The 23,275-nt window shown below is 66.1% G+C and carries 23 protein-coding genes and 1 pseudogene; 20 read left to right on the top strand and 4 right to left on the bottom strand.

Annotated features, from left to right (window positions below; translation table 11 throughout):
* Positions 1-44: 44 nt before the first annotated feature.
* Together QX126_RS09415 and QX126_RS09410 are read right to left on the bottom strand one after the other, a co-directional pair.
* Positions 45-233, bottom strand: a pseudogene (locus tag QX126_RS09415) (cation:dicarboxylate symporter family transporter); the annotation flags it as partial.
* Positions 234-245: 12 nt separating this feature from the next.
* On the bottom strand, positions 246-1,445 hold the full coding sequence (locus QX126_RS09410; protein ID WP_315780591.1) for a pyridoxal phosphate-dependent aminotransferase: 1,200 nt from the start codon (positions 1,443-1,445) through the stop codon (positions 246-248).
* 152 nt (positions 1,446-1,597) lie between these two features.
* On the opposite strand from QX126_RS09410, the gene QX126_RS09405 reads away from it, so the two are divergent.
* The gene (locus QX126_RS09405) at positions 1,598-2,992 is read left to right on the top strand and encodes a M48 family metalloprotease (RefSeq protein WP_315772228.1); all 1,395 of its coding nucleotides are present in this window, start codon (positions 1,598-1,600) and stop codon (positions 2,990-2,992) included.
* 128 nt (positions 2,993-3,120) lie between these two features.
* A complete protein-coding gene (locus QX126_RS09400) occupies positions 3,121-3,885 on the top strand; it encodes a DsbA family protein (RefSeq protein WP_315780590.1) in 765 nt (254 codons plus the stop codon).
* A gap of 122 nt (positions 3,886-4,007) precedes the next feature.
* On the opposite strand, the gene QX126_RS09395 is transcribed toward QX126_RS09400, so the two are convergent.
* Positions 4,008-4,679 (bottom strand): GntR family transcriptional regulator, encoded by a 672-nt coding sequence (locus QX126_RS09395; RefSeq protein WP_315774634.1) that lies wholly within the window; start codon positions 4,677-4,679, stop codon positions 4,008-4,010.
* Between the two features lie 203 nt (positions 4,680-4,882).
* On the opposite strand from QX126_RS09395, the gene tcuA reads away from it, so the two are divergent.
* The 10 genes from tcuA to aat all read left to right on the top strand — a co-directional run bounded on the left by tcuA (position 4,883) and on the right by aat (position 14,858).
* Positions 4,883-6,298, top strand: coding sequence for an FAD-dependent tricarballylate dehydrogenase TcuA (gene tcuA, locus QX126_RS09390; protein WP_315780589.1), 1,416 nt, complete (start codon positions 4,883-4,885; stop codon positions 6,296-6,298).
* Positions 6,285-7,382 (top strand): tricarballylate utilization 4Fe-4S protein TcuB, encoded by a 1,098-nt coding sequence (tcuB, locus tag QX126_RS09385; RefSeq protein WP_315780588.1) that lies wholly within the window; start codon positions 6,285-6,287, stop codon positions 7,380-7,382. Before tcuA ends, tcuB begins: the two co-directional genes overlap by 14 nt.
* 181 nt (positions 7,383-7,563) lie before the next feature.
* Positions 7,564-8,226 carry a DUF1236 domain-containing protein gene (locus QX126_RS09380; RefSeq protein WP_315780587.1) on the top strand — a complete coding sequence of 221 codons (663 nt, stop codon included), beginning with the start codon at positions 7,564-7,566 and terminating at the stop codon, positions 8,224-8,226.
* 281 nt (positions 8,227-8,507) lie between these two features.
* Positions 8,508-8,987, top strand: a complete 480-nt coding sequence (aroQ, locus tag QX126_RS09375; protein WP_315755619.1) for a type II 3-dehydroquinate dehydratase — start codon at positions 8,508-8,510, stop codon at positions 8,985-8,987.
* A gap of 51 nt (positions 8,988-9,038) precedes the next feature.
* Positions 9,039-9,524: an acetyl-CoA carboxylase biotin carboxyl carrier protein gene (accB, locus tag QX126_RS09370; protein WP_315737772.1), complete on the top strand. Its 486-nt coding sequence runs from the start codon at positions 9,039-9,041 to the stop codon at positions 9,522-9,524.
* A gap of 90 nt (positions 9,525-9,614) precedes the next feature.
* Positions 9,615-10,964 (top strand): acetyl-CoA carboxylase biotin carboxylase subunit, encoded by a 1,350-nt coding sequence (gene accC, locus QX126_RS09365; RefSeq protein ID WP_315737771.1) that lies wholly within the window; start codon positions 9,615-9,617, stop codon positions 10,962-10,964.
* 114 nt (positions 10,965-11,078) lie between these two features.
* On the top strand, positions 11,079-12,599 hold the full coding sequence (locus QX126_RS09360; protein WP_315774628.1) for a sensor histidine kinase: 1,521 nt from the start codon (positions 11,079-11,081) through the stop codon (positions 12,597-12,599).
* The gene (locus tag QX126_RS09355) at positions 12,596-13,033 is read left to right on the top strand and encodes a response regulator (protein ID WP_315737769.1); all 438 of its coding nucleotides are present in this window, start codon (positions 12,596-12,598) and stop codon (positions 13,031-13,033) included. The genes QX126_RS09360 and QX126_RS09355 overlap by 4 nt, the downstream gene beginning before the upstream one ends.
* Positions 13,030-14,118 carry a sensor histidine kinase gene (locus QX126_RS09350; RefSeq protein ID WP_315774627.1) on the top strand — a complete coding sequence of 363 codons (1,089 nt, stop codon included), beginning with the start codon at positions 13,030-13,032 and terminating at the stop codon, positions 14,116-14,118. The genes QX126_RS09355 and QX126_RS09350 overlap by 4 nt, the downstream gene beginning before the upstream one ends.
* Positions 14,119-14,177: 59 nt before the next feature.
* The gene (gene aat / locus QX126_RS09345; RefSeq protein WP_315737767.1) at positions 14,178-14,858 is read left to right on the top strand and encodes a leucyl/phenylalanyl-tRNA--protein transferase; all 681 of its coding nucleotides are present in this window, start codon (positions 14,178-14,180) and stop codon (positions 14,856-14,858) included.
* 6 nt (positions 14,859-14,864) lie between these two features.
* On the opposite strand, the gene QX126_RS09340 is transcribed toward aat, so the two are convergent.
* Positions 14,865-15,845, bottom strand: coding sequence for a DUF2155 domain-containing protein (locus QX126_RS09340; protein ID WP_315737766.1), 981 nt, complete (start codon positions 15,843-15,845; stop codon positions 14,865-14,867).
* A gap of 213 nt (positions 15,846-16,058) precedes the next feature.
* Here QX126_RS09340 and QX126_RS09335 point away from each other — a divergent pair, with 213 nt between their 5' ends.
* The 8 genes from QX126_RS09335 to QX126_RS09300 all read left to right on the top strand — a co-directional run bounded on the left by QX126_RS09335 (position 16,059) and on the right by QX126_RS09300 (position 23,206).
* A complete protein-coding gene (locus QX126_RS09335) occupies positions 16,059-16,832 on the top strand; it encodes an SDR family oxidoreductase (RefSeq protein WP_315712210.1) in 774 nt (257 codons plus the stop codon).
* Between the two features lie 28 nt (positions 16,833-16,860).
* On the top strand, positions 16,861-17,823 hold the full coding sequence (locus QX126_RS09330; RefSeq protein WP_315737765.1) for an alpha/beta hydrolase: 963 nt from the start codon (positions 16,861-16,863) through the stop codon (positions 17,821-17,823).
* Between the two features lie 182 nt (positions 17,824-18,005).
* Positions 18,006-18,362 carry a cupin domain-containing protein gene (locus QX126_RS09325; protein WP_315737764.1) on the top strand — a complete coding sequence of 119 codons (357 nt, stop codon included), beginning with the start codon at positions 18,006-18,008 and terminating at the stop codon, positions 18,360-18,362.
* Positions 18,363-18,434: 72 nt separating this feature from the next.
* The gene (locus QX126_RS09320; RefSeq protein WP_315780586.1) at positions 18,435-18,770 is read left to right on the top strand and encodes a hypothetical protein; all 336 of its coding nucleotides are present in this window, start codon (positions 18,435-18,437) and stop codon (positions 18,768-18,770) included.
* 191 nt (positions 18,771-18,961) lie between these two features.
* Positions 18,962-20,128 (top strand): amino acid aminotransferase, encoded by a 1,167-nt coding sequence (locus QX126_RS09315; RefSeq protein WP_315780585.1) that lies wholly within the window; start codon positions 18,962-18,964, stop codon positions 20,126-20,128.
* A 25-nt stretch (positions 20,129-20,153) separates the two neighbouring features.
* Positions 20,154-20,765 (top strand): YitT family protein, encoded by a 612-nt coding sequence (locus tag QX126_RS09310; protein ID WP_315780583.1) that lies wholly within the window; start codon positions 20,154-20,156, stop codon positions 20,763-20,765.
* A 261-nt stretch (positions 20,766-21,026) separates the two neighbouring features.
* Positions 21,027-22,091: a ketopantoate reductase family protein gene (locus tag QX126_RS09305; protein ID WP_315737760.1), complete on the top strand. Its 1,065-nt coding sequence runs from the start codon at positions 21,027-21,029 to the stop codon at positions 22,089-22,091.
* 101 nt (positions 22,092-22,192) lie between these two features.
* Positions 22,193-23,206 carry a Na+-dependent transporter gene (locus QX126_RS09300; RefSeq protein ID WP_315780643.1) on the top strand — a complete coding sequence of 338 codons (1,014 nt, stop codon included), beginning with the start codon at positions 22,193-22,195 and terminating at the stop codon, positions 23,204-23,206.
* Positions 23,207-23,275: the final 69 nt, after the last annotated feature.

Raw genomic sequence — 23,275 nt, 5'->3', positions numbered from 1 at the left:
AAACGGCCGGGCAGATGGCCGGGCGTTTTCATATGACGTTCTTCCATGGCGCGGAATGCGCCGATCGGCGCCGCCTTCATGACGATGGCGATGACGCCGAACACCGCATGCGACGTATCGTCGATCACGTCCCGCGGCCGCTGACTGCGCTCTCCGCGCGCCATCAGCGCGAAGCCGAACGGGATCGCGAACAGCAGCACCTGCAGGATGTCGCCGCGCGCCAGGGCGCCGACGCCCTGCCCGCCCTACGCGAGCCAGCGGGCGATCCGGGAGACGGCCTCGCGCATGTCCTCGGCCGAACGCGCATAGGAAAAGCGCACGAAGCTGCGGCCGTGGATCGGATCGAAGTCGACGCCCGGCGTGGCCGCAACATGGGTCTCCTCCAGCATCCGCTTGGCGAAGTCGAAGCTGTCGGAGGTGAAGTCGGACACGTCGGCATAGAGGTAGAACGCGCCGTCGGCCGGCAGAAAGCGGGTCAGGCCGGCCTTCGGGAAACCCTCGATCAGGATGCGGCGGTTCTCCTGATAACCGTGCTTGATGGTCTCCATTTCGGTCCGGCCGTCGAACGCCGCTTCCGCAGCGATCTGCGACAGGGTCGGAACCGAAATCGCGAGGTTCTGCTGCAGACGCTCGATCGGCCGCGCCAGCGCATCCGGCACCACCATCCAACCGATGCGCCAGCCGGTCATGCAGAAGTACTTCGAGAACGAGTTGATGATCAGGGCCTCGCTTGACAGCTCCGCCGCCGTCACCGCCGGAAACGCGTAGTCCAGACCGTGATAGATCTCGTCGGAGATGAAGCGGATGCCCGCATCGCGCGCGGCTGCGATGACGCCGCCCAGCGCCTCACGCGACATCATGGTGCCGGTCGGATTGGCGGGACTTGCCACCAGCACGCCCTTCAGCGGCGTCTTGCGGTGAACGGCAAGCAGCGCCTCGCCGGTCAGGGCGTGACGGTTCTCCGCCGTGGTCTCGATCAGCACCGGCTCGCAGCCCAGCGCCGTCAGGATGTGGCGATAGGGCGGATAGCCAGGCACGGTCACGGCCACGCGATCGCCGGGCTCGAACATCGCCAGGAACGCGAGGATGAATCCGGCCGAGGATCCCGTCGTGATCACGATCCGCGCCGGATCGATCTCGCAAGCGTGCGTCTCGCGATAGTGCCGCGCGATTCGCTGTCGCAGCGACAGCAGGCCGAGCGCCGAGGTGTAATCGATGCGTGCCTGATCGAGCGCAGCGTGCGCGGCCGCGATGGCCGCTCGCGGCGCAGGCGCCGCAGGTTGGCCGACCTCCATGTGGATGACATGTCCGCCGCCCGCCTCGATCCGCTCGGCCGCAGCCATCACGTCCATCACCATGAACGGCGGAACATTGCTGCGCGCGGACGGCGCCGACAGGTTGGCGATCCGCTGTTCCAATGTCGGTATCACTGTCGCATCCACCATCGATATCTGCTATTGACCCCGGCTGTTCGGACCCGCTCCGTGAACCAGTCGAGGTCAGCCCATGGGCCTCATTCGCCGCAGATGAGCCGCATTCCGCCGTTTGGTGGGCAATAGCCCGTCTCGAGCCTCGCGCCAATTGCAAAGATCGCCTGATGTCGCTCCGTATCGTGCTTCGCAAGAAACTGTCCGGCGGGCTTGCCGCGGTCGTCGCTGCGGCCGTGACGCTGGCGCCGCTCGCGCCTGCGTCGGCGCAGCAAGGCAAGGGACCGCCGATCCTGCGCGACACCGAGACCGAGGTGCTGCTGCGTGAATATACGCGGCCGATCCTGCGCGTCGCCGGACTCGAAAAGCAGAACATCCAGATGGTCATCATCAACGATGCGTCCTTCAACGCGTTCGTTGCCGACGGCCGCCGCATCTTCGTCAATTACGGTGCGATCCTTCAGTCGGAAAATCCGAACCAGCTGATCGGCGTTCTCGCGCACGAAACCGGCCATCTCGCCGGCGGCCATCTCGCCAAGCTGCGCCAGCAGCTCGCCACCGCCCAGACCCAGATGATCATCGCCACCATTCTCGGCGCCGGCGCCCTCGCCGTCGGCGCCCGCGGCGGCGGCAGCGGCCTCGCCAATGCCGGCGCCGCGACGCTGTCCGCGCCGGGCGAGGTCATCCGCCGCTCGCTGTTGTCGTATCAGCGCCAGCAGGAGGAGAACGCCGACCGTGCGGGGGTGAAATTCCTCACTGCGGCAGCGCAATCGCCGAAGGGCATGTACGAGACGTTCAAGCGCTTCACCAATGAGAGCCTGTTCGCCGCACGTGGCGCCGACCCCTATCTGCAATCACATCCGATGCCGGCCGATCGCGTCGAGGCGCTCGAGGGCCTCGCGCGCCAGAGCCCCTATTGGGACAAGAAGGACGACCCCGCGCTGCAGCTCCGCCACGACATGGTCCGGGCCAAGATCTCGGCCTTCATGGAACGGCCGGACACGGTGGCACGGCGATATCCCTTGTCGGACACCAGCCTGCCCGCCCGCTACGCCAGGGCAATCTCCACCTACCTGCATGGCGACCTGCGCAGCGCCCTGAGCCAGATCGACGCCCTGATCCAGGTGCAGCCCAACAACGCCTATTTCTACGAGGTCCGTGGCCAGGCCCTGCTGGAGGGCGGCCGTCCCACTGAGGCGATCGCCCCGCTGCGCAAGGCGGTGCACCTGTCCAATAACGCTCCGCTCATCGAGATGTTACTTGGTCAGGCCTTGGTGGCATCCGAGAACAAAGCCTACACTGACGAGGCGATCTCGATCCTGCGCGCGGCAGTCGCGCGCGAATCCGAGGCACCGCTCGGCTATTCCCAGCTCGCGATGGCCTATGGCCGCAAGGGCGACTATGCGGAGGCGGATCTCGCCTCGGCGCAGGCCGCCTTCCTGCGTGGCGACAACAAGACGGCGCGCGAGCTTGCCTCGCGTGCGAAAACCCGCTTCGCGGTGGGGTCGCCGGGCTGGGTCAAGGCCGACGACATCGTCACGGCAAAGCCGCTTTCCGGCCAGTAATGTGTCGGACAGCGGGGGTTGGCGCCCGTTGAAGTTTTGAATTACTGCTATCATCCGATCCAGAATATCAAGATACCGATCACGACCATCGACAAGGACCCGATCATTTGACCCAGAGGACCTCCTTCATGCCGTCAGTCCGCACGCTCATTCCCGCGATGTTGCTCGCGCTTTCGCTCTGCGGCGTGCCTCAGCTCGCGTCGGCGGAGAGCTTCTCCGACAGCCAGCGTGGCGAGATCGAGACCATCGTCCGAAGCTACCTGATCGCGCATCCCGAGGTGCTCGAAGAGGCGATGGCCGAGCTGCAGAAGCGCCAGACGGCGGCCGAGGCGGCCAAGCACGAGGCCAGCATCAGCAAGAACGCCGAGACCATCTTCAACTCGCCGCGCGGCGTCGTGCTCGGCAACAAGGATGGCGACGTCACCTTCGTCGAGTTCTTCGATTACAATTGCGGCTACTGCAAGCGCGCGATGGCCGACATGATGGACCTGATGAAGAGCGACCCGAAGCTGAAGGTCGTGCTCAAGGAATTTCCGGTGCTGAGCCAGGGCTCGGTCGAGGCCGCGCAGGTCGCGGTTGCCGTTCGGATGCAGGCCCCGCAGAAATATCTCGACTTCCACCAGAAGCTGCTCGGCGGCCGCGGCCAGGCCGACAAGGCCCACGCGCTCGCGGTGGCCAAGGAACTCGGCCTCGACATGGCCCGCGTCGAGAAGGACATGGCGAGCCCCGAGGCCAAGGCGACGATCGAGGAGAACTTCAAGCTCGCCGAGGAGATGGGCATGAACGGCACGCCGAGCTACGTGATCGGCAAGCAGGTCGTGATCGGCGCCGTCGGCGTCGAAGGCCTGCGCGAGAAGATCAGCACGGCCCGCTGCGGCAAGGCGAGCTGCTGAGCATATCTGTCAAAGCGTCTCGCCATCACGAGATCAATCGAAGGCCGGCTGTATCAGCCGGCCTTCTGCTTTTGCCGTGAGCCGGTGAAGAAGCAAGAGACCGGTGGCGCCGCCGCCCTCGCCTATCCCGTCAGCTTCATGCCGAGCCGGGTTCGAAGTGCCTCGCGGATGTGGCCGCGTGCAATCGCCTCGGCCCGATCGGGATCGCGGATCGCGATCGCCTCGATCAGCTCACCATGCTCGGCCGCGGCCGTTGCCGGACGTCCTTCGGCCGCAAACGTTGTGGTTCCCAGCAGCGCTGTCGCCACATGCATGTCCTCGAGGGCGGCATCGAGATAGCGGTTGCGCGCGGCGCGCTGGATCGCACCGTGCATCAGCCGATTCAGCCGCGCGAGCTCGACGGCGTCGCCCTCCCCGCTGACGAAGCGCGCATGAATGTCGCGCAGCGCCGCGATCTCGGCCGGCACGGCATACTGTGCCGCGAGCCGGGCCGCAGCGCCTTCGAGAATCTCCCGCATCGCGTACAGCTCGAGGATTTCATTCTCGTCGAGACTTCGCACGATCAGGCCGCGGCCACCAGCCGGCTGCACCCACCCCTTGGCCACCAGCTTGCCGAAGGCCTCACGGACCGGCGTGCGGCTGACGTTCAGCTTCTGGGCGACCTCATCCTCACGCAGTCGATCGCCGGAGCGATAGAGGCCGTTCTCCAGCGCATGGCACAGCGCACGAAATACCGCCTCGCCGAGAGAGACGTTGTCACGATCGATGGTGAGCGATGGCGCTTCCGAGGACATGGGGTCACTGTCTCACAACCTTGTTCCGAACAACAGCATCTCTTGCATGTGTTCGTATACAATAGTATACGAACACATGCCTCCGCAGCCGGCACTTCAGCACTGTCCATCATCGCTAGGCCGACGGCTGGCATGCCGATGGCGTGGCTGTGCGGACGCACGCCGATCCAGGGCCTGCCGCCTTGCGTTCGCCAGGGCCTGCGATGACTGATCAGAGCGATATCGTCGACCATCCCCTGACCTACGACGTCGTCGTGGCCGGCGGCGGCAACGCGGCCCTCTGCGCCGCCATTGCGGCACGGCGCGCCGGGGCCTCAGTCATCGTGCTGGAGGCCGCCTCGAAGTTCTATCGCGGCGGCAATACGCGCCACACCCGCAACATGCGCTGCGCCCATGACGCGGCGACCGCGACGTTGAGCGGCCCCTACACCGAGGACGAGTTCTGGGACGATCTCCTGCGCGTCACCGAAGGCCAGACCAACGAGCAGTTGGCGCGGCTGATGATCCGCGAATCCAAGGACATGCTCGACTGGATCGTCGAACAAGGCGTGCGTTTCCAGCCCTCTCTCGGCGGGACGCTGAGCTTAGGGCGGACCAACTCGTTCTTCCTCGGCGGCGGCCGGGCCATGCTCAATGCGCTGTATCTCACCGCCGAGCTCCTCGGCGTCGACGTGCGCTACGAGGCCGAGGTGGTGGGGCTGGAGATGGACGACGGCCGCTTCCGCGCGGCGATCGTGCAGCACGGCAACGGCAGGATGCGCATCGGCGGCAAGGCGCTGGTGGCGGCCGCGGGCGGCTTCGAATCCAACATCGACAAGCTGGTCGAGGGCTGGGGTGAGATCGCCCGTAACTTCCTGATCCGCGGCACGCCCAACAATCGCGGCGCGGTGCTGGACATGCTGCTCGGCGCCGGCGTCGACAGTATCGGCGACCCGACCCAATGCCATGCGGTGGCGATCGATGCGCGGGCGCCCAAATATGACGGCGGCATCATCACGCGGCTCGACTGCGTCGTGTTCGGCATCGTCGTCAACAACAACGCTGAGCGATTCTACGACGAAGGCGAGGATGTCTGGCCGAAGCGTTACGCCATCTGGGGCCGCCTGGTCGCGACCCAGCCGAACCAGATTGCCTACATCATCTTCGACGCGAAATCGGCGAACCTGTTCATGCCATCGCTCTACCCCGCGATCGAGGCGGCCAGCATCACCGAGCTCGCCGGCAAGCTCGACCTCGATCCCGACAAGCTGACCACCACCGTCGCGCAATTCAACGCATCGGTGCGCGACGGCAGCTTCAATCCCGACATCCTGGACGATTGTCGCACCGAGAACTTGGCGCCGCCCAAATCGCATTGGGCGCGCCGTCTCGATTCAGCGCCCTTCTACGCCTATCCGGTCCGGCCCGGCATCACCTTCACCTACCTCGGCGTGCGCGTCGATCAAGCGGCAAGGATGATGATGAAGGCCGGCGGGCCAGCCGACAACATGTACGCCGCCGGCGAGATCATGGCCGGCAACGTGCTCGGCCGCGGCTATGCCGCGGGCATCGGCATGACGATCGGCAGCGTATTCGGCCGCATCGCGGGCCGGGGAGCAGCGACACATGCAGCGCAGTGAGGCGTTGACCGAGGCGGATCGGCTGATGACGATCTGCAATTCCTGCCGCTATTGCGAGGGCCTCTGCGCCGTGTTTCCGGCCATGGAGATGCGCCGCGCCTTCACCGGCGGCGACCTCAACTATCTCGCCAATCTCTGCCATGCCTGCGGCGCCTGCTACGTCGACTGCCAATTCTCGCCGCCGCACGAATTCGACGTTCGCGTCCCGTCCGTTCTGACCCGGGTACGGCACGAGAGCTACGCCGACTATGCCTGGCCGCGCGCGCTGGCGCCGCTGTTCAGGCGCAACGGCCTTGCGGTGTCGCTCATCGCGGTCATCAGCATGGCCGCGTTCGTCCTCGGCTTCGTGGCCTTCAACGATCCCGCCGCGCTGTTCGCAAGCCGGCACGGCCTCGGCTCGTTCTACGCGCTCATGCCGCACAACACGATGGCGCTGTTGTTCGGCGCCGCCTTCCTGTGGGCCATCATCGCCATCATCATGGGCGCTCGGGCCTTCTGGAATGACATCGGCGAGCCGAGCTCGACCCTGACGCGCTCACGTCCGCTGCTGCGCGCCGTTCGCGACGCAGGCAGCCTGCGCTATCTCGATGGCGGCGGCGTCGGCTGCTACAACGAGGATGAGCGGCCGCGCGACACCCGGCGGTTCTATCACCATCTGACGTTCTGGGGCTTCGTGCTCTGCTTCGCATCGACCAGCGTCGCGACGCTCTATCACTATCTTCTGCACCGCGAGGCGCCCTATCCGTTGTGGGATCTGCCTGTCGTGCTCGGCACGCTCGGCGGATTGGGCATCGTGGTCGGTCCGCTCGGACTCTACGCCGCCAAGCGCAGGCGTGAGCCGGCGATGATGGACGGCGGCAGCCGCGGCATGGATGTCGCGTTCTTGGCGATGCTCGTCCTCACCGGCGCGACCGGACTCGCTCTCCTCGTGCTTCGCGAGACCAGCACGATGGGCGTGCTGCTCGCGGTCCATCTCGGTGCGGTGTTCGCGATCTTCATCACGATGCCCTATGGCAAGTTCGTGCACGGCCTCTATCGATTCTTGGCGCTCCTCCGCTACGCGCGCGAACGTCACGGCGCGTAGCTCGTGCGAGGTCGCCGTCAACGCAACTGATCGCCGTCGTCATGCAGCATTCATGACCCTGAGCATCCGTTCATAAAGTTGCGATCTGCGACATTTTTCCGGAACGATCGGAGACGCACGGAACGACTCCTACCTCCTGCCGTTGTCGGCGCGGGCAGTGCCAATACGAGGAGGATAGAGGATGACCAATCGCTTGATGGTATCAGTTGCTGCAATCGCGCTCCTGGCGGGTGCAGGTTTTGCTCATGCGCAGAGCGCCGGCGGTGCGGGCGGGGCAGTTGGACAGTCCGGCGGCATGAACGCGCCCGGCGGCACGATGCATCGCGACAGCGCCTCGCCTGCGGCCGGCGGCGCGTCCGACATGCGCTCCAGCCAGTCGGATCAGAAGTCTGGTGCGACCAAGGGCCAGCGCGCCGAGGAAGGCATGAAGGGTCCGACTGCCAAGGGCGCGACCTCCGAGAGCGACAAGGCGGGCTCCAAGAGCATGAAGGCCGAGAGCCGCGACAGCAAGAGCGGCACCAGCACGAACGCCGAAACCAAGACCGGCAGCGACCGGTCGCAGACCACCACCGGACTGGCCGGCGCCGGCGCCAAGCTCACGACCGAGCAGCGCACCAAGATCACCAGCGTGATCCGCAGCCAGCGCGTCGAGCCGGTGACCAACGTGAACTTCAACATCTCGGTCGGCACCCGGGTGCCGCGCGACGTTCACTTCCACCGGCTCCCGGCCGAAGTCGTGACGATCTATCCGGAATGGCGCGGATATGACTTCATCCTGGTTCGTGAGCAGATCATCGTAATCGATCCTCGCACCCACGAGATCGTCGCAGTTCTCGACGCCTGATCCCGACCAGGCAGGCGATGAGGACATGGGGCGGGCAGCAATGCTCGCCCCATTCTATCTATTGCGCAAATCTATTGCGCAAAGAGCACGCAAGGGCGATCACACGCAGCCCGTGCAGCCCGGTGGACAAACCTGGTTAATCAGCGATTTCGCACACTTAAGACGGTTTTTTCGTGTGACGGACCAAGCCTCGAACGGCCGGCCTGGCTGCCGAAAGGCTTCCCCTTGGCGGCTTTGTTACCTATAACGCCGCCCACTGCCGCCACACCGCCGGGATGGGAATGGCCGACGCCGCTCACAACACGATCTATGTCCTCAACGGACCCAACCTCAACCTGTTGGGCACCCGCGAGCCGGAGACCTATGGCCACGCCACCCTCGCCGACGTGGAACGGCTCTGCGTCGAGACGGCTGCCCGCTTCGGCCTGGTGGCGGAGTGCCGGCAGTCCAACCATGAGGGCGTGCTGGTCGACTCCATCCATGAGGCCCGCAGCCGCGGTGTGGTCGGAATCATCCTCAATGCCGGCGCCTACTCTCATACCTCCATTGCCCTGCATGACGCGCTGATGGGGGTGAAGATCCCCACCGTTGAAGTGCACATCAGCAACATCCACGCTCGCGAGAGCTTTCGGCACCATTCTTTCACCGCGAAGGCGGCGTTTGCCTCGATCTGCGGCTTCGGCATCGACGGCTACCGGCTCGCGATCACTGGCCTCGCCGCCAAGATCGGCGCCAAAGCCGATACGCAGACCGACATCTAGCGCAAGCCTGACGTCACAGTCCTCACGCCACCCAACGTTCCGGATCAGATCATGGCGCCCCAGCCCGACGACAAGACCATCGCGAAATCCGAAGACAGCCAGCTCATTCGCGAGCTCGCAGCGCTGCTGGATGAGACCAGCCTGACCGAGATCGAGCTGGAGCGTGCCGGCCTTCGCATCCGCGTTGCCCGCAACGTGACCGTTGCGGCGGCCGTCCATTCGTCCATCGGAGCGGTCGCCGCTGGCGTTCCCCTGGTCGCAGCTGCGACGGCGGCAGCCGCCGGCGCGGACTTGTCCAAACATCCCGGCGTGGTGCCCTCGCCCATGGTCGGCACCGCCTATTGGGCGCCCGAGCCCGGCGCCAAGCCGTTCGTCGAGGTCGGCTCCAAGGTGTCGGTCGGTCAGACCCTGATGATCATCGAGGCGATGAAGACGATGAACCAGATTCCGTCACCGCGCGCCGGGACGGTGACGCAGATCCTGGTCGAGGACGGCCAGCCCGTTGAGTTCGGCGAGCCGCTGGTGATCATTGAATAATTGCGAGTAGCGAATGGCGAATAGCGAATAGCCGTCCGTTCCCTATTCGCTACTCCCTATTCGCTACTCGCCACTCGCGCCCGAGGCACCATGTTCGACAAGATCCTCATCGCCAATCGCGGCGAAATCGCCCTTCGCATCCTCAGGGCCTGCAAGGAGCTCGGCATCTCCACCGTCGCGGTGCATTCCACCGCCGACGCCGATGCCATGCATGTCCGCCTCGCCGACGAAAGCGTGTGCATCGGCCCGCCGCCGTCGAAGGACAGCTATCTCAACATCCCCGCGCTGCTCGCCGCCTGTGAGATCACCGGCGCCGACGCCGTGCATCCCGGCTACGGCTTCCTCTCGGAGAACGCGCGCTTCGCCGAGATCCTCGCCGACCACAACCTGCACTTCATCGGACCCAAGGCGGAACACATCCGCCTGATGGGCGACAAGATCGAGGCCAAGAAGACCGCCAAGCGGCTGGGCATTCCGGTCGTTCCCGGCTCCGACGGTGCGGTGACGCCCGACCAGGACGCGATGGCGATCGCCAAGGAGATCGGCTTTCCGGTGCTGGTCAAGGCGGCCGCCGGCGGCGGCGGCCGCGGCATGAAGGTCGCCCACACCGAGGCGGACCTGCAACTGGCGCTGACCACCGCGGCCAACGAGGCCAAATCCGCGTTCGGCGACGCTTCGGTCTATCTCGAGAAGTATCTGCAGAAGCCCCGCCACATCGAGATCCAGGTGCTCGGCGATGGCCGCGGCGGCGCGATCCATCTCGGCGAGCGCGACTGCTCGCTGCAGCGGCGCCACCAGAAGGTCTGGGAGGAAGGCCCCTCGCCGGTGCTCGACCCGGCCAGCCGCGCCAAGATCGGCGAGACAGTCGCCAAGGCGATGCAGGAGCTGAAATATATCGGCGTCGGCACCGTCGAATTCCTCTATGAGGACGGCGAGTTCTACTTCATCGAGATGAACACCCGCATCCAGGTCGAGCATCCCGTCACCGAGATGATCACCGGCATCGACCTCGTGCTGGAGCAGATCCGCATCGCGGCCGGCGGCGACCTGCCGATGACGCAGGATCAGGTCGTCATCAACGGCCACTCCATCGAGTGCCGCGTCAATGCGGAAAATCCCGTCACCTTCCGGCCATCGCCGGGCAAGATCCTGCAGTACCATCCGCCGGGCGGCCTCGGCGTCCGCATCGATTCGGCGGTCTATCAGGGCTACGTGATCCCGCCCTATTACGACTCGCTGGTCGGCAAGCTGATCGTCCACGGCAAGACCCGGGTCGAGTGCCTGATGCGGCTGCGGCGGGCGCTGGACGAGATGGTCGTCGACGGCATCGAGACCACCCTGCCGCTGTTCCGGGCGTTGGTGCGCGAGCCCGCCATCATCGATGGCGACTACCACATCCACTGGCTCGAGCAGTATCTCGCCGGCCAGAACGCGGACTGAGCAGCACCTGAAGAATCCCGCGGCCCGGCGGGAACTCTTCGGTCTGCACGACGTTCTGCTCTGTCGGCGGTTCCGCTGAGGGGGCAGGTATTTCAATCGGCATGCGAGTGAGCGGTGGCGCCTGAGATCAGACAGAGGCGCACGCTAGGACAAATCCTGCTGTTGTCGGCGGGATTCCTGGTGCTGGTCGTCGTCAGCACGGCCTCGGTGCTGCTGGTCAACAAGGCCCGCAGAGACAGCGCCTGGGTGGTGCACACCATCGAGGCGGAGAACCAGATCAATGCGCTGCTGCTCGAGGTCCGCCGCGCCGAGAGCGGCGCCCGCGCCTACCTGCTGACCCAGAGCCCGGATTTTCTCAGAGATCACGAAGCCGCCGTTGCCGCGATCCGGCCCGTGCTCGACAAGCTTGCGACGCTCCTCGCCGACAACCAGGCTCAGGTGACGAAGCTCGCCAGATTGCGCAGCATCATCGAGACCCGACTGGCGCAATTCGACCGGGAGAAGGCTCTCGTCGCGTCCGGCGATCTTCCCAGTGCGGTGGCCCTGGTGCGCGATGCCGCATCGATCGACAGCAGCACGACCATGCGTACCACCGCCGAGGCGATGCGCACCGAGGAGGAACGCCTGCTGGCGGTGCGAACCACCAATGCCGACGAGAGCCAGCAGCTCGCGACCATCGTCACTGTCGCCGGTTCGGCGCTGGTCGTCCTGCTCGCCGTCATCTCGCTGCTCCTTGTGCGCCGCTCGACCAGCGCCCGCGACGAGGCCGAGGCCAAGCTGCGCGAGAGCAACCTCAACCTCGAAGCCACCGTCGACGAGCGCACCGCCGACCTGCGCGAGGCCAATGAGGAGATCCAGCGCTTCGCCTACATCGTGAGCCACGATCTGCGCTCGCCGCTCGTCAACATCATGGGCTTCACCAGCGAGCTCGACGAGCTGCGCAGCGACATCTTCCGGCGCATCGCGGCGCTCGCGCGCGCGGTGTCGGACGCGCCGCCGCCCGCCGAAGGCACCGAGCCGGAGCTCGAAGGCGCCGACAAGCAGCTCTCGGAGGATTTCACCGAGGCGCTGGGCTTCATCAAGTCCTCGATCGCAAAAATGGACCGGCTCATCACCGCCATCCTCAATTTGACCCGCGAAGGCCGCCGCGAGTTCGTGCCGGTGCGCATCGACACCCGCGAGCTGATCGAGGGCATCGTCTCGACGCTCGCGCATCAGGCTGCGGAAACCAACACCACCATCCGCGTGGAGCCGCTGCCCGCCATCGTCAGCGACCGCCTTGCGCTGGAGCAGATCTTCTCCAACCTGATCGACAACGCGATCAAATATCTGAAGCCCGGCGTTGCCGGTGACATCGCCATTCGCGCCCGCACCAAGCTCGGTTTCGCCATCTTCGAGATCACGGACAATGGCCGGGGGATTGATCCCAGGGATCACCAACGTATCTTTGATCTGTTCCGCCGCGCCGGGACCCAGGACCGTCCGGGTCAGGGGATCGGATTGGCCCATGTGCGCGCGCTGGTGCGCCGGCTCGGCGGAACCATGTCGGTCGCGTCGGAGCTCGACCAGGGCAGCACGTTCACCATCACGCTCCCGATCAACTGGAACGCCTCAACCCGGAACTCAGACCGATGACCATGCCCGTGACGATCATCATGATCGAGGACGACGAAGGCCACGCCCGCCTGATCGAGCGCAACATCCGCCGCTCGGGAGTCAACAACGAGATCAAGCCGTTCACCAACGGTACAGATGCCGTGAAGTATCTGCTGGGTGCTGACGGCACCGGCCTCGATCACAAGGGGCAAGCATTGCTGATCCTGCTGGACCTGAACCTGCCGGACATGACCGGCATCGACATCCTCAAGATGGTCAAGCAGAACAGCTTCCTGAAGAGCGCGCCCGTGGTCATCCTGACCACGACCGACGACTCGCAGGAGATCAAGCGCTGCTACGAGCTCGGCTGCAACGTCTACATCACCAAGCCGGTCAACTACGAAAGCTTCGCCAACGCCATTCGCCAGCTTGGTCTGTTCTTCTCCGTCATCCAGGTTCCGCCCGCCGCATGAGCTCCGCCGCCCCCACGCTGCTCTACATCGACGACGACGCGGCGCTGGCGCGGCTGGTCGAGCGCGGGCTCAAGCGATTGGGCTTCACGGTGGAACACGCCGCCGACGGCAGCGCGGGCTTGCAGCGGCTGGAGCGCGGCGGGATCGACGTCGTTGCGCTCGACCAGTACATGCCCGGCTTCGACGGGCTCGAGACGCTGGAGCGCATCATGGCGCTGCCCGAACCGCCGCCGGTGGTGTTCGTCACCGCCTCGCAGGATTCCAAGATCGCGGTCACAGCCCTGAAGGCGGGCGCAGCCGACTACCTCGTCAAGGACGTGCAGGGCGAGTTCATCCCGCTGCTGCAGGTCGCAGCCGAAGGCGCGGTGCGGCAGGCACGGCTGCAGAAGGCCCGCGACGAGGCGGAGGCCGAAGTGCGGGCGTCACGCGACCGCTACGCGGCGTTGGCGGCGGAGCGCGAGGTCCTGCTGCGCGAGGTCAATCATCGCGTCGGCAATTCGCTGCAGATCATCGCCTCGCTGCTGCATCTTCAGGCCAACTCCAGCACCCAGGACGACGTCAAGGCCGCGCTCACCAATGCGATGGGCCGCGTCGCCGCCGTGGCGCAGGTGCACCGCCGGCTCTACACGTCTCAGGATCTCAAGAGCGTGCTGCTCAACCAGTATCTGGATTCGCTGCTCGACGACCTGCGCCGCTCGGCCGAGGGCAACCGGATGTCGCGGCTGACCCTGAAGGCGGAGCCGGTCGAGATCGACCCGGATCGCGCGGTCGCGATCGGCATCGTCGTCAACGAGCTGGTCATGAACGCGGTCAAATACGCCTACCCCGATGGGCCGGGCCCGATCCATGTCGAGCTGAAGCTTGCAGGCGAGGACATCGTGCTGTCGATTGCCGACGACGGCGTCGGCCTCAACGCAACCAGCGATCCGCGTTCGACCGGAATGGGCCAGCGCATCGTCAGCGCCATGGCGACCAAGCTCGATGCCACCGTCGGCCCCGATCCGAGCCATGCCGGCACCAAGATCGTGGTCCGCTTCCGCCTCGAAAAACATGCTCCCAAGCCCGCGGCTGCTGGGGTCGGCTGAGCCGACGCAGCCGGCACGCGACCATCGCGCACCCGACGTCGGCCTGCTATGCTGATCCCATGAATACGCGCGACTCTGCAGCGTCCGAGATCACGCCCGAGGTGCTGCTGCGTGCCTATGCCTGCGGCATCTTCCCGATGGCCGAAAGCGCCGACGACCCGACCTTGTTCTGGGTCGAGCCGGAGCTGCGCGGCGTCATTCCGCTCGACGGCTTTCGCGTCGCCTCGCGCCTTGCGCGCACGGTGCGATCGGACACCTTCACCGTGACCGTGAACCAGGCCTTCAAGGCGGTGATGGATGGCTGTGCCGAGCCGCAGCCCGGCCGCGAGGACACCTGGATCAACAAGCGTATCCGCGAGCTCTACAGCGGCCTCCACGCGCTCGGCCATTGCCACAGCGTCGAATGCTGGCAGGATGGCGAGCTTGTGGGCGGCCTCTACGGCGTCAGCCTGGGCCGCGCCTTCTTCGGCGAGAGCATGTTTCATCGCACCCGCGACGCCTCGAAGGTCGCGCTGGTGCATCTCGTCGCGCGGCTGATCGCCGGCGGCTTCGAGTTGCTCGACACCCAATACGTCACCGAGCACCTCAAGACCTTCGGCGCCGTCGAGATCCCGCGCCGGCGCTACACCGTGCTGCTCGAAAAGGCCCTGAGGGGACCGGCCGCCAATTTCGCCAGGCTGGCGGTTGATCGGCCGATGCCGGGTACCGAAGCGTTGGCGATCATCGCCGCGCGCGGCTGAGCCCGGTTATCTGAACACTCCGCCGAACGGTCCGCCCGCCTGGGGCGGCGGCGGCGGTGGCGGCACCTGCTGGGTCTGATATTGCTGCGGCGGCGATGGCGGCCTGGGAGCCGCCTGCCTCTGCTGCGGCGGCCGCTTCTGTGCCGGCTGCGCCGTGGGCGTGGGCTTCTGATCGGGGGCTGCGCTGACCACCGTGGTCTGCGGCTCTTTGCAGTCGACCAGCCAGATGTCGTAGATCGGGTGCTCGACGCCGTGCAGGCCGGGGCTGGCCGCGAACATCCAGCCCGAGAAGATGCGCTTCACCTCGCCCTGCAAGGTGATCTCGTCGACCTGCACGAACGCGTCGGTGTTGGCGGCCTCGGTGGCCGGCCTCGTGTAGCAGGCGTCGGTCTTCACCCGGAGCGCGCCGAACTGCACGGTCTCGCCGATGTCCTCGTCGAAATTGATGATGCGGCCGGTGATCTTGTCGAGCCCGGAGAAGCTCGCCTTCTTGTTCACGATCTTCTGCGCCGGCGGCTCGGTCACGACCTCGTCGCCCGGCTGGATGGTGGCCGGCGTCTGCGGCACCGCGCCGTTCGGCGGGATCGCCGCATTCTGGGGTGCGCCGCGAGCCGGTGCCTGCCGCTGACCGGGCGCAGCCTGGCCGGGCGGCGGCACGGCCGCGACTGGGGGATTGTTCTGTGGCAGGATCGTCGTTCCCGGCGGCGGCGCCAGCGGCTGGGATTGGACCGGGCCCGGCAGGGCGGCGCCCTGCCCTGGCGGCGGACGGGTCGGCGCCGGCAGCACCCGGCCCTGCGGCAGCTCCGGGACCTCCTCCTCTTCCTCGGGAGGCGGAATTGGCTCGCCACGGCGCGGAATGTTGCCCGGCGGGCGCGGAACGGGATCGGAGAAAATGGTACCGATCTGCGCGCGCGCCGGCACGGACAGCGTGAGGGATGTGGCGGCCAGCAATGCCGCGATACCGGTCAGGACGATTGTTCGGTGCATCTCGCGCGGCTTTATCAGGCGAATCGGGGTTCGGGACAATCAAATCGCGTCATGACCCATCCGCCGCTCTCGATCAGCCCTCCCGTTAACATGTCGAATACGGCGGGGGAAGGGCGAGCTGCCAGCGCTCCGCGTGCTGGTCAGCCGGTTCATCCAATGAGATAGTCGTGATCAAGAGCCGGATCGGAACCGGCGTCAAAGGGAAGGAAACCGATGTCTGATTCGATCCGTCTCGACGGCCGAGTGGCCGTCGTTACCGGCGCGGCCGGCGTCATCGGCGCCGCGACCATGCGGCTGCTGGCCGCACGCGGTGCCCGCATCGTCGCGGTGGACCGGCGCGAGGCCGATCTCGCCGCCGCGACGGCCGCCCTGCCCGCAAGCGCCGAGGCGCTCGCCGTGGCCGCCGACGTCACCGACGAGGACCAGGTCGCGGCTTATGTGCGACAAGCGTGCGATCGGTTCGGCACCATCGACGTGTTCTTCAACAACGCCGGCATCGAAGGCGAGATCAAGCCGATCACCGCCTACCCGCTGGAGGCGTTCCGTCGCGTGCTCGACGTCAACGTCGTCGGCGTCTTCCTCGGCCTCAAGCACGTGCTTCCGGTGATGCTGAAGCAGAACCGCGGCTCGATCATCAACACCGCCTCGATCGCCGGCCTGATCGGCTCGCCGCAGATCGCCGTCTACAGCGCCAGCAAGCACGCGGTCATCGGCTTGACCAAGAGCGCGTCCTGGGAGTGCACCGGGACTAATGTGCGTGTGAACTGCATCTGCCCCGGGCTGATCGAGAGCCGCATGCTGAGCGCGATCATCGAAGGGCGCAGCGGCGCCGCGGTTCCGGCCGACAAGGTGGTCGATCGCGTCCCCGCACGCCGACTCGGCCAGGGCGCAGAGGTCGCCTCGATCGTCGCCTTCCTCGCCTCCGACGATGCCAGCTACGTCTCCGGCGCCGCCTACACCGTCGATGGTGGCCGCACCGCCGCTTGACGTCCCCTCAACGCACAGGTCGATTGCAATGCCCGTTCAGCTCGATGCCGATGCCGCCGCCGTCTACAAGGCGTTCCAGGAGGGCGGTCGGCCGGCCTATGAGACGCTGACACCGCAGGAGGCGCGGGACTACTATCTGGCCGCGCGCGTCGTGAGCAATCCCGAGCCGCCCGAGCTTGCGGACGTCAAGGACCTCGCCATCCCTGCCCCGCATGGCGCAATCCCGGCACGGCTCTATCGGCCAAGGGCGGTGCGGCAGACCAACGGTCTTGCGCCGGGATTGGTGTTCTATCACGGCGGCGGCTGGGTGATCGGCAATCTGGATTCGCATGACGTGGTATGCCGCGCGCTGGCGCACGAAGGCGAACTGATCGTGATCTCGGTCGACTACCGCCTCGCGCCCGAGCACAAGTTTCCGGCTGCGGTCGACGACGCCGTCGCGGCCATACGATGGATCGCCGACAATGCCGCCGCGCTCGGCATCGATGCCGCCAGGCTCAGCGTCGGCGGCGATTCCGCTGGCGGCAATCTCGCCGCCGTCGTCGCACTCTCGGCGCGTGACGGCAACGGCCCGAAGCTCTCAGGCCAGGTGCTGATCTATCCGGCCACCGACTTCACGATGAGCCATCCCTCCCACAGCGAGCCCGAGACCAGCGTGCTGCTGACGCATTCGGTCATCCGCTGGTTTCGCGACCATTATCTCAACAGCGTCGCCGACATTCACGATTGGCGGGCCTCGCCGGCGAAGGCGGGAAGCCTGGTGGGGCTACCGCCCGCTTATGTGCTCACCGCCGGCGCCGATCCGCTGCGCGACGAAGGCGACGACTACGCGCGGCGCCTGCGCGAGGCCGGCGTGGCGGTGACCTACCGAACGCATCCCGGCCAGTTCCACGGCTTCTTCACGATGGGCAAGCTGTTGGACCAGGCCAATGTCGCGGCGCGCGACATCGGCGTCTGGCTGAAGCAGCTCGACCGGCCCGGCGGCATCTGAGCGTTACCGCGCTGAGCTCAGAACGCAACGACCCGCGAGTTCGCGGGTCGTGCTCACATGCGGCCGAAGTCGTCTCGTGTGAGATCGGCTTGCTCGCGCTCGAGCAGCAGCTACATCCCGTGCAAGCCGGGCGGGACGACTGGACAGCTCACATCTCATTCCTCGCAGCAGGAGACTCCCGCATGAAGACCGTGAACCTCGCCGACAAGCTGAGCCAATTCTCAGGCCATTGGGACCCGCACGTGATCGCGGACTACAACGACAATGACGTGATGGTCGTGAAGTTCATGGGAGAATTCCCGTTCCATAAGCATGACACGACGGATGACTTCTTCCTGGTCCTGGAAGGCGAGATGGAGATGGACATTCAGGGACAGCCTTCGCGGACGGTGAAGGCCGGCGAGTTGTTCGTCGTCCCCAAAGGGGTCGTCCACCGGCCGCGCGCGGCCAAAGAGGTCAAGGTGCTCCTGATCGAACCCAAGGGCGAACCGAACTCCGGCGACTCCGACAGGGTGCCCGCGCCCAAGCCGCGCATCTGACTCGCCGGAAGACGTCAGAGCTTCGGGACTCCGCGAGCTTGAGATATCATTCAGAGCGGACAGGTGAGCAGGATGAACATTGAGCCAACTCTGGAGATTGCGCTGGCTTGGTTCAAGCCCGAAGAGTGGGAGGATATCAGGCGGATCTGTCCAGATCAGCACGACACCTACGAAGAATGGCTGGCCAGCGCTCAGGAGGTCATCGACACGATCGGCAGTCGCCCGGACGAGCGGATCGTGAAAGTGATCCCGACCGCGGTCGAGCTTCGGAAATGGCAACGCGCGACCGGGCGCCAAGTCGATGGCAGGGTTCGCTCACAGCTTGCCGCCAGGGGCGCGCGCAAGATCCGCACCGAGCCCCCACAGCCGGCTCCCGAGCCCCGTTCTGGCTCAGAAGGCGGTCGCTGACGCTTGTCGCTCAGTTCGCTCAGGCGGGCCACGGCAAGTTCTGAGGGCGCAACGGCCGCCCATGCAGCGGACGAAGCGGAGCATCGCCGAAATGTCCGCTGTTTTTGCGCTGCAACCGAGATAGTGTCCCGTCGCCCGTAAGGACGGCTTGTGGCCGTCTGGCAGGCCCCTCCTCCGATAGGATCGCCCCGATGTTCGACCGCTTGACCCGCCAGCCCGATGATCCCCTGCTCGCTCTGATCGGCATCTTCAAAGCCGATCCGAGGCCGGACAAGGTCGATCTCGGCGTCGGCGTCTATCGCGACGAGGCCGGCCATTCGCCGATCTTCCGCGCTGTGAAAGCTGCGGAGCGCATCATCTGGGAGAGCCAGGACAGCAAGAGCTATGTGGCGCCGGAAGGCGACCAGCGCTTCCTCGACCTGTTGTGGTCGCTCGTCGGCGGCCCCGCGCCATCGGTCCATGCCGCAGGCGTGCAGACTCCGGGCGGCTCGGGCGCGCTCCGCCTCGCCGCCGATCTGATCCGGCAGGCCGGCACCGGCAAGATCTGGCTCGGCCTGCCGAGCTGGCCCAATCACGCCGGCATCTTCGCCGCGGCGGGGCTCGAGGTCGAGACCTATCCATACTTCGACGTGCCATCGCAGACCCTGCAGCTCGACAGCATGCTCGACGCGCTGCGGCGCGCTCAGCCGGGCGATGCCGTCCTGATCCATGCCTGCTGCCATAACCCGAGCGGCGCTCCCCTCAGCGCCGACGACTGGACGCGGATCACCGCCATGATCACAGCGCGCGGCCTCGTGCCGCTGATCGATTCCGCCTATCAGGGCTTCGGCGCCGGCCTCGACGGCGATGCGGCCGGTCTGCGGATGCTGATCGCGGCCGTCCCCGAGGCGCTCGTCGCAGTGTCCTGCTCGAAGTCGTTCGGACTCTATCGTGAGCGCACTGGTGCTCTTTACGCCGTCGCGGCATCGCAGGCGGCGGCCGACACCGCGCGCTCCAACCTCGTGGCGATCGCGCGCACCAGCTATTCGATGCCGCCGGACCACGGTTCGGCGATCGTGAAGACCATTCTCGGCAGCCCCGATCTGCGGCGCGACTGGAGCGAAGAGTTGGAATCGATGCGCCTTCGCCTTGCGACGCTGCGCCGTGCCTTTGCCGAGGCGCTCGGTGGCCGCTGGTCCAACACGGTCGCCATTGGCGTCCAGGAAGGCATGTTCTCGCTGCTGCCACTTACCCCGTCGGAGGTGCTGACCCTGCGTGAGAAGAGCGGCGTCTACATGCCGACCTCGGGCCGCATCAATGTCGCCGGCCTGAAGCTGTCAGACGTGACGCGCGTCGCCGGCCTGTTCAAGTCGCTTTGAGCGAGCGCGGGCGAGGAACGACAGCGTGACCGAGATCGTCCAGGAACGGCACAAGCTCTACGAAGACGCAATGGCCCTGACGCTCGGCACGCTGTTCGTCTCGCTGGGCATGCTCATCTACAGCAAGACGGTGCTGCTGGTCGGCAGCACCGCCGGCCTGTCGTTGCTGCTGAGCTATGTCAGCGGCTACGGCTTCGGCTTGAGCTTCTTCCTGCTCAACCTGCCCTTCTACGTGCTGGCCGTGAAGCGCATGGGCTGGCCGTTCACGATCCGCACCTTCCTGGCGGTCGGGCTTGTGGCGCTGTTCTCGCGCCTGACGACGTCCTGGGTGGAGATTGCGTGGATCGAGCCGATCTATGCCACCATCATCGGCGCCGGCCTGACCGGCACAGGGCTGCTGATGCTGTTCCGCCATCGCACGGGCCTCGGCGGCATCAACATCCTGGCGCTGTATCTGCAGGAGCACTGGAAGATCAGGGCGGGCTACTTCCAGCTCGCGGTCGACGTCCTGATCATGATCGCCGCCTTTTTCGTCATCCCCGTGAACCGGCTGGCGCTGTCGATCATCGGCATCGTGATCGTCAACGTCATCATCGCGATCAACCACAAGCCGGGACGCTACATGGCGCTAAGCTGAACGGCCGAGCTTCAACCGCAAGGTCGATCTGCGCTCGGATAGCCCCCACCGTGACACGCGCCGGATGCCGCATGGGTGCGCTGCACCTTGCCAGACGGCGCATTCCGTGGGATGAAAGCTCTGGTATGCCAGCAACCGAGGCAATGGGTTACCGCCTCCGTCCGCCCCTGCGGGCGCCTGACGGACTCTTCGGTGCGGCTGGATCGCCAACAAGAAACGCGAACGCAAAATCTCGAACCGATCTCTGGGGACGACCAAGGTATGGCACGCAACATTCTGATTCTCGGGGCTTCCTACGGCTCCCTCCTCGGCACCAAGCTGCTGATGGCCGGCCACAACGTGACGCTGGTCTGCCGCAAGAAGACCGCCGAGCTGATCAACCGCGACGGCACGGAGGTCCGCATCAAGCTGCGCGACGAGCCGGCGCATCGCTCGATCTTCTCGCGCGACCTGCCGGGCAAGCTCGACGCGGCCACGCCGGATAGCGTCGACCTGTCGCGCTACGACCTGGTTGGTCTTGCGATGCAGGAGCCGCAATACACCAACCACACCATTCGCGTGCTGATGGTGAAGATCGCCGAGGCCGGGCTTCCGTGCCTGTCGATCATGAACATGCCGCCGCTGCCCTATCTCAAGCGCATCCCGGCGCTCGCCAACGTCGACCTCGACGAGGCCTACACCAACCCCGCGGTGTGGGAACGCTTCACGCCCGGGCTCGTCACGCTGTGCTCGCCGGATCCGCAGGCCTTCCGTCCGCCGGAGGAAGCCGCCAACGTGCTGCATGTCGGCCTGCCGACCAACTTCAAGGCCGCCGCCTTCGAGGACGAAAAGCACAATGCGCTGCTGCGTGAGCTGGAGCGCGACATCGACGCGGTCAGGCTCGACGGCCAGGACGTGCCGGTGAAGCTGAAGGTGTTCGACTCGCTGTTCGTGCCGCTGGCGAAGTGGTCGATGCTGCTCACCGGCAACTATCGCTGCATCACGCGCGGTGAGCCGCAGGCCATCCGTGATGCCGTTCATGGCAATCTCGCCCAGTCGAAATCGATCTACGAGCACGTCGATGCCATCGCGCGCAAGCTCGGCGCAGATCCGAGCGACCAGGTGCCGTTCGAAAAATACGCCAAGGCGGCCGAGAGCCTGCTCAAGCCGTCGTCGGCCGCGCGGGCCGTCGCCGCGGGCGCGCCGTTCATCGAGCGCGTCGACCTTCTGGTGAAGCTGATCTCGCAGCAGCTCGGCATGCCCAATGCCGAGATCGACCAGACGGTGCAGACCGTCGACTTCAAGCTCAACGAGAAGATCGTGGTCGGCGGCTCCAGCGCGCAGTGATGAGCAGGCGCCGACATCGTCCGTAACCAGATGTGACTTTGCATGAACGCGCGGCCAACGCATGGTTCGCGCGTTCATTGATTCACAGCGTTCGGATGAAGATGCCGTCCTTCGGGCCTCTCGCTTTTCCTCTGCAGGCCCTGAGCTGGCTCGGCAATCAGGGCACCCGCGCCATCGTCGCGGTGCTGCTGCTGGCGATCGCCGTGCCGCCGCTCGGCGAGCTGGCGCGACCCTACGTCACGCACGCGATCTTCCTGCTGCTCTGCATCTCGTTCATGCGCGTCGACGTCGCGATGCTAACAGCGCATCTGCGCCGCCCGCTGCTGGTGGTGGCCGCGACGGCCTGGACCACGATCGCCGTGCCGGCGCTGGTCGGCTCGATCGGGCGCATCACGGGCGTCGATGCCACAGCACCCGACCTGTATCTCGCGCTGATGCTGCAGGGGACGGCCTCGCCGATGATGGCCTCGCCCGCGCTCGCCGCGCTGATGGGGCTCGACGCGACGCTCGTTCTCATCACGCTGGTGACCTCGACCGCGCTGGTGCCGCTGACGGCACCGCTGTTCGCCTATGTGTTCCTGGGCGAGACATTGTCACTGTCTCCGGCCGCGCTCGGACTGAAGCTCGCCGCCATCCTTGCGGGCGCGCTGGCTGCGGCCGCCGCGATCCGCCTTGCCTTCGGCATCGATACGATCCGCCGCCATCGCGCGCCGATCGACGGCCTCAACGTCCTCATCCTGTTCGTGTTCGCCTCCGCCATCATGGCTCATTTCCTGGCCGACCTGGCCGCGAGCCCGTTCCGCATGCTGGGACTGGCGCTGCTCGCCTTCGCCGTGTTCTTGCTGTTGCTTGGTACCACGATGCTGCTGTTTCGCGGCGCGGGCCGCGAACGCGCCATGGCGCTCGGCATGATGGTGTCGCTGCGCAACATGGGGCTGATGCTGGCGGCGACCGAGGGCGCGATCCCGGGCACCACCTGGCTGTATTTCGCGATGAGCCAGTTCCCGATTCACCTTGCCCCGCAGTTGCTGCGGCCGCTCGCCGAGCGCCTGCGTCCCAAGGCGCTTCCATCTGGCGGGACCGATCACGGCTTGACCAGCCCTGCATCGGAATGAGGCAGAGCAGCAACAGCATGCGGCCGCTTCGGCATGACGCGACGGCCAGCCGCTTACTATCAAGGCCGA

Source organism: Bradyrhizobium sp. SZCCHNPS1003, assembly GCF_032381555.1.
Taxonomy (GTDB): domain Bacteria; phylum Pseudomonadota; class Alphaproteobacteria; order Rhizobiales; family Xanthobacteraceae; genus Bradyrhizobium.
Note: the sequence above shows the minus strand (reverse complement) of the source record. Positions and strands in the feature narration are given on the sequence as shown.

Excerpts from the sequence above, each read along its gene's own strand:
- tcuA (WP_315780589.1), top strand. The coding sequence starts at position 4,883 with ATGACTGATCAGAGCGATATCGTCGACCATCCCCTGACCTACGACGTC.
- QX126_RS09340 (WP_315737766.1), bottom strand. The coding sequence starts at position 15,845 with ATGCACCGAACAATCGTCCTGACCGGTATCGCGGCATTGCTGGCCGCC.
- QX126_RS09325 (WP_315737764.1), top strand. The coding sequence starts at position 18,006 with ATGAAGACCGTGAACCTCGCCGACAAGCTGAGCCAATTCTCAGGCCAT.
- QX126_RS09350 (WP_315774627.1), top strand. The coding sequence starts at position 13,030 with ATGAGCTCCGCCGCCCCCACGCTGCTCTACATCGACGACGACGCGGCG.
- QX126_RS09355 (WP_315737769.1), top strand. The coding sequence starts at position 12,596 with ATGACCATGCCCGTGACGATCATCATGATCGAGGACGACGAAGGCCAC.
- QX126_RS09305 (WP_315737760.1), top strand. The coding sequence starts at position 21,027 with ATGGCACGCAACATTCTGATTCTCGGGGCTTCCTACGGCTCCCTCCTC.
- QX126_RS09395 (WP_315774634.1), bottom strand. The coding sequence starts at position 4,679 with ATGTCCTCGGAAGCGCCATCGCTCACCATCGATCGTGACAACGTCTCT.
- QX126_RS09315 (WP_315780585.1), top strand. The coding sequence starts at position 18,962 with ATGTTCGACCGCTTGACCCGCCAGCCCGATGATCCCCTGCTCGCTCTG.
- QX126_RS09300 (WP_315780643.1), top strand. The coding sequence starts at position 22,193 with ATGCCGTCCTTCGGGCCTCTCGCTTTTCCTCTGCAGGCCCTGAGCTGG.
- accC (WP_315737771.1), top strand. The coding sequence starts at position 9,615 with ATGTTCGACAAGATCCTCATCGCCAATCGCGGCGAAATCGCCCTTCGC.
- QX126_RS09400 (WP_315780590.1), top strand. The coding sequence starts at position 3,121 with ATGCCGTCAGTCCGCACGCTCATTCCCGCGATGTTGCTCGCGCTTTCG.
- QX126_RS09335 (WP_315712210.1), top strand. The coding sequence starts at position 16,059 with ATGTCTGATTCGATCCGTCTCGACGGCCGAGTGGCCGTCGTTACCGGC.
- QX126_RS09320 (WP_315780586.1), top strand. The coding sequence starts at position 18,435 with ATGAACATTGAGCCAACTCTGGAGATTGCGCTGGCTTGGTTCAAGCCC.
- accB (WP_315737772.1), top strand. The coding sequence starts at position 9,039 with ATGGCGCCCCAGCCCGACGACAAGACCATCGCGAAATCCGAAGACAGC.
- QX126_RS09410 (WP_315780591.1), bottom strand. The coding sequence starts at position 1,445 with ATGGTGGATGCGACAGTGATACCGACATTGGAACAGCGGATCGCCAAC.
- tcuB (WP_315780588.1), top strand. The coding sequence starts at position 6,285 with ATGCAGCGCAGTGAGGCGTTGACCGAGGCGGATCGGCTGATGACGATC.
- aat (WP_315737767.1), top strand. The coding sequence starts at position 14,178 with ATGAATACGCGCGACTCTGCAGCGTCCGAGATCACGCCCGAGGTGCTG.
- QX126_RS09405 (WP_315772228.1), top strand. The coding sequence starts at position 1,598 with ATGTCGCTCCGTATCGTGCTTCGCAAGAAACTGTCCGGCGGGCTTGCC.
- QX126_RS09380 (WP_315780587.1), top strand. The coding sequence starts at position 7,564 with ATGACCAATCGCTTGATGGTATCAGTTGCTGCAATCGCGCTCCTGGCG.
- QX126_RS09330 (WP_315737765.1), top strand. The coding sequence starts at position 16,861 with ATGCCCGTTCAGCTCGATGCCGATGCCGCCGCCGTCTACAAGGCGTTC.
- aroQ (WP_315755619.1), top strand. The coding sequence starts at position 8,508 with ATGGCCGACGCCGCTCACAACACGATCTATGTCCTCAACGGACCCAAC.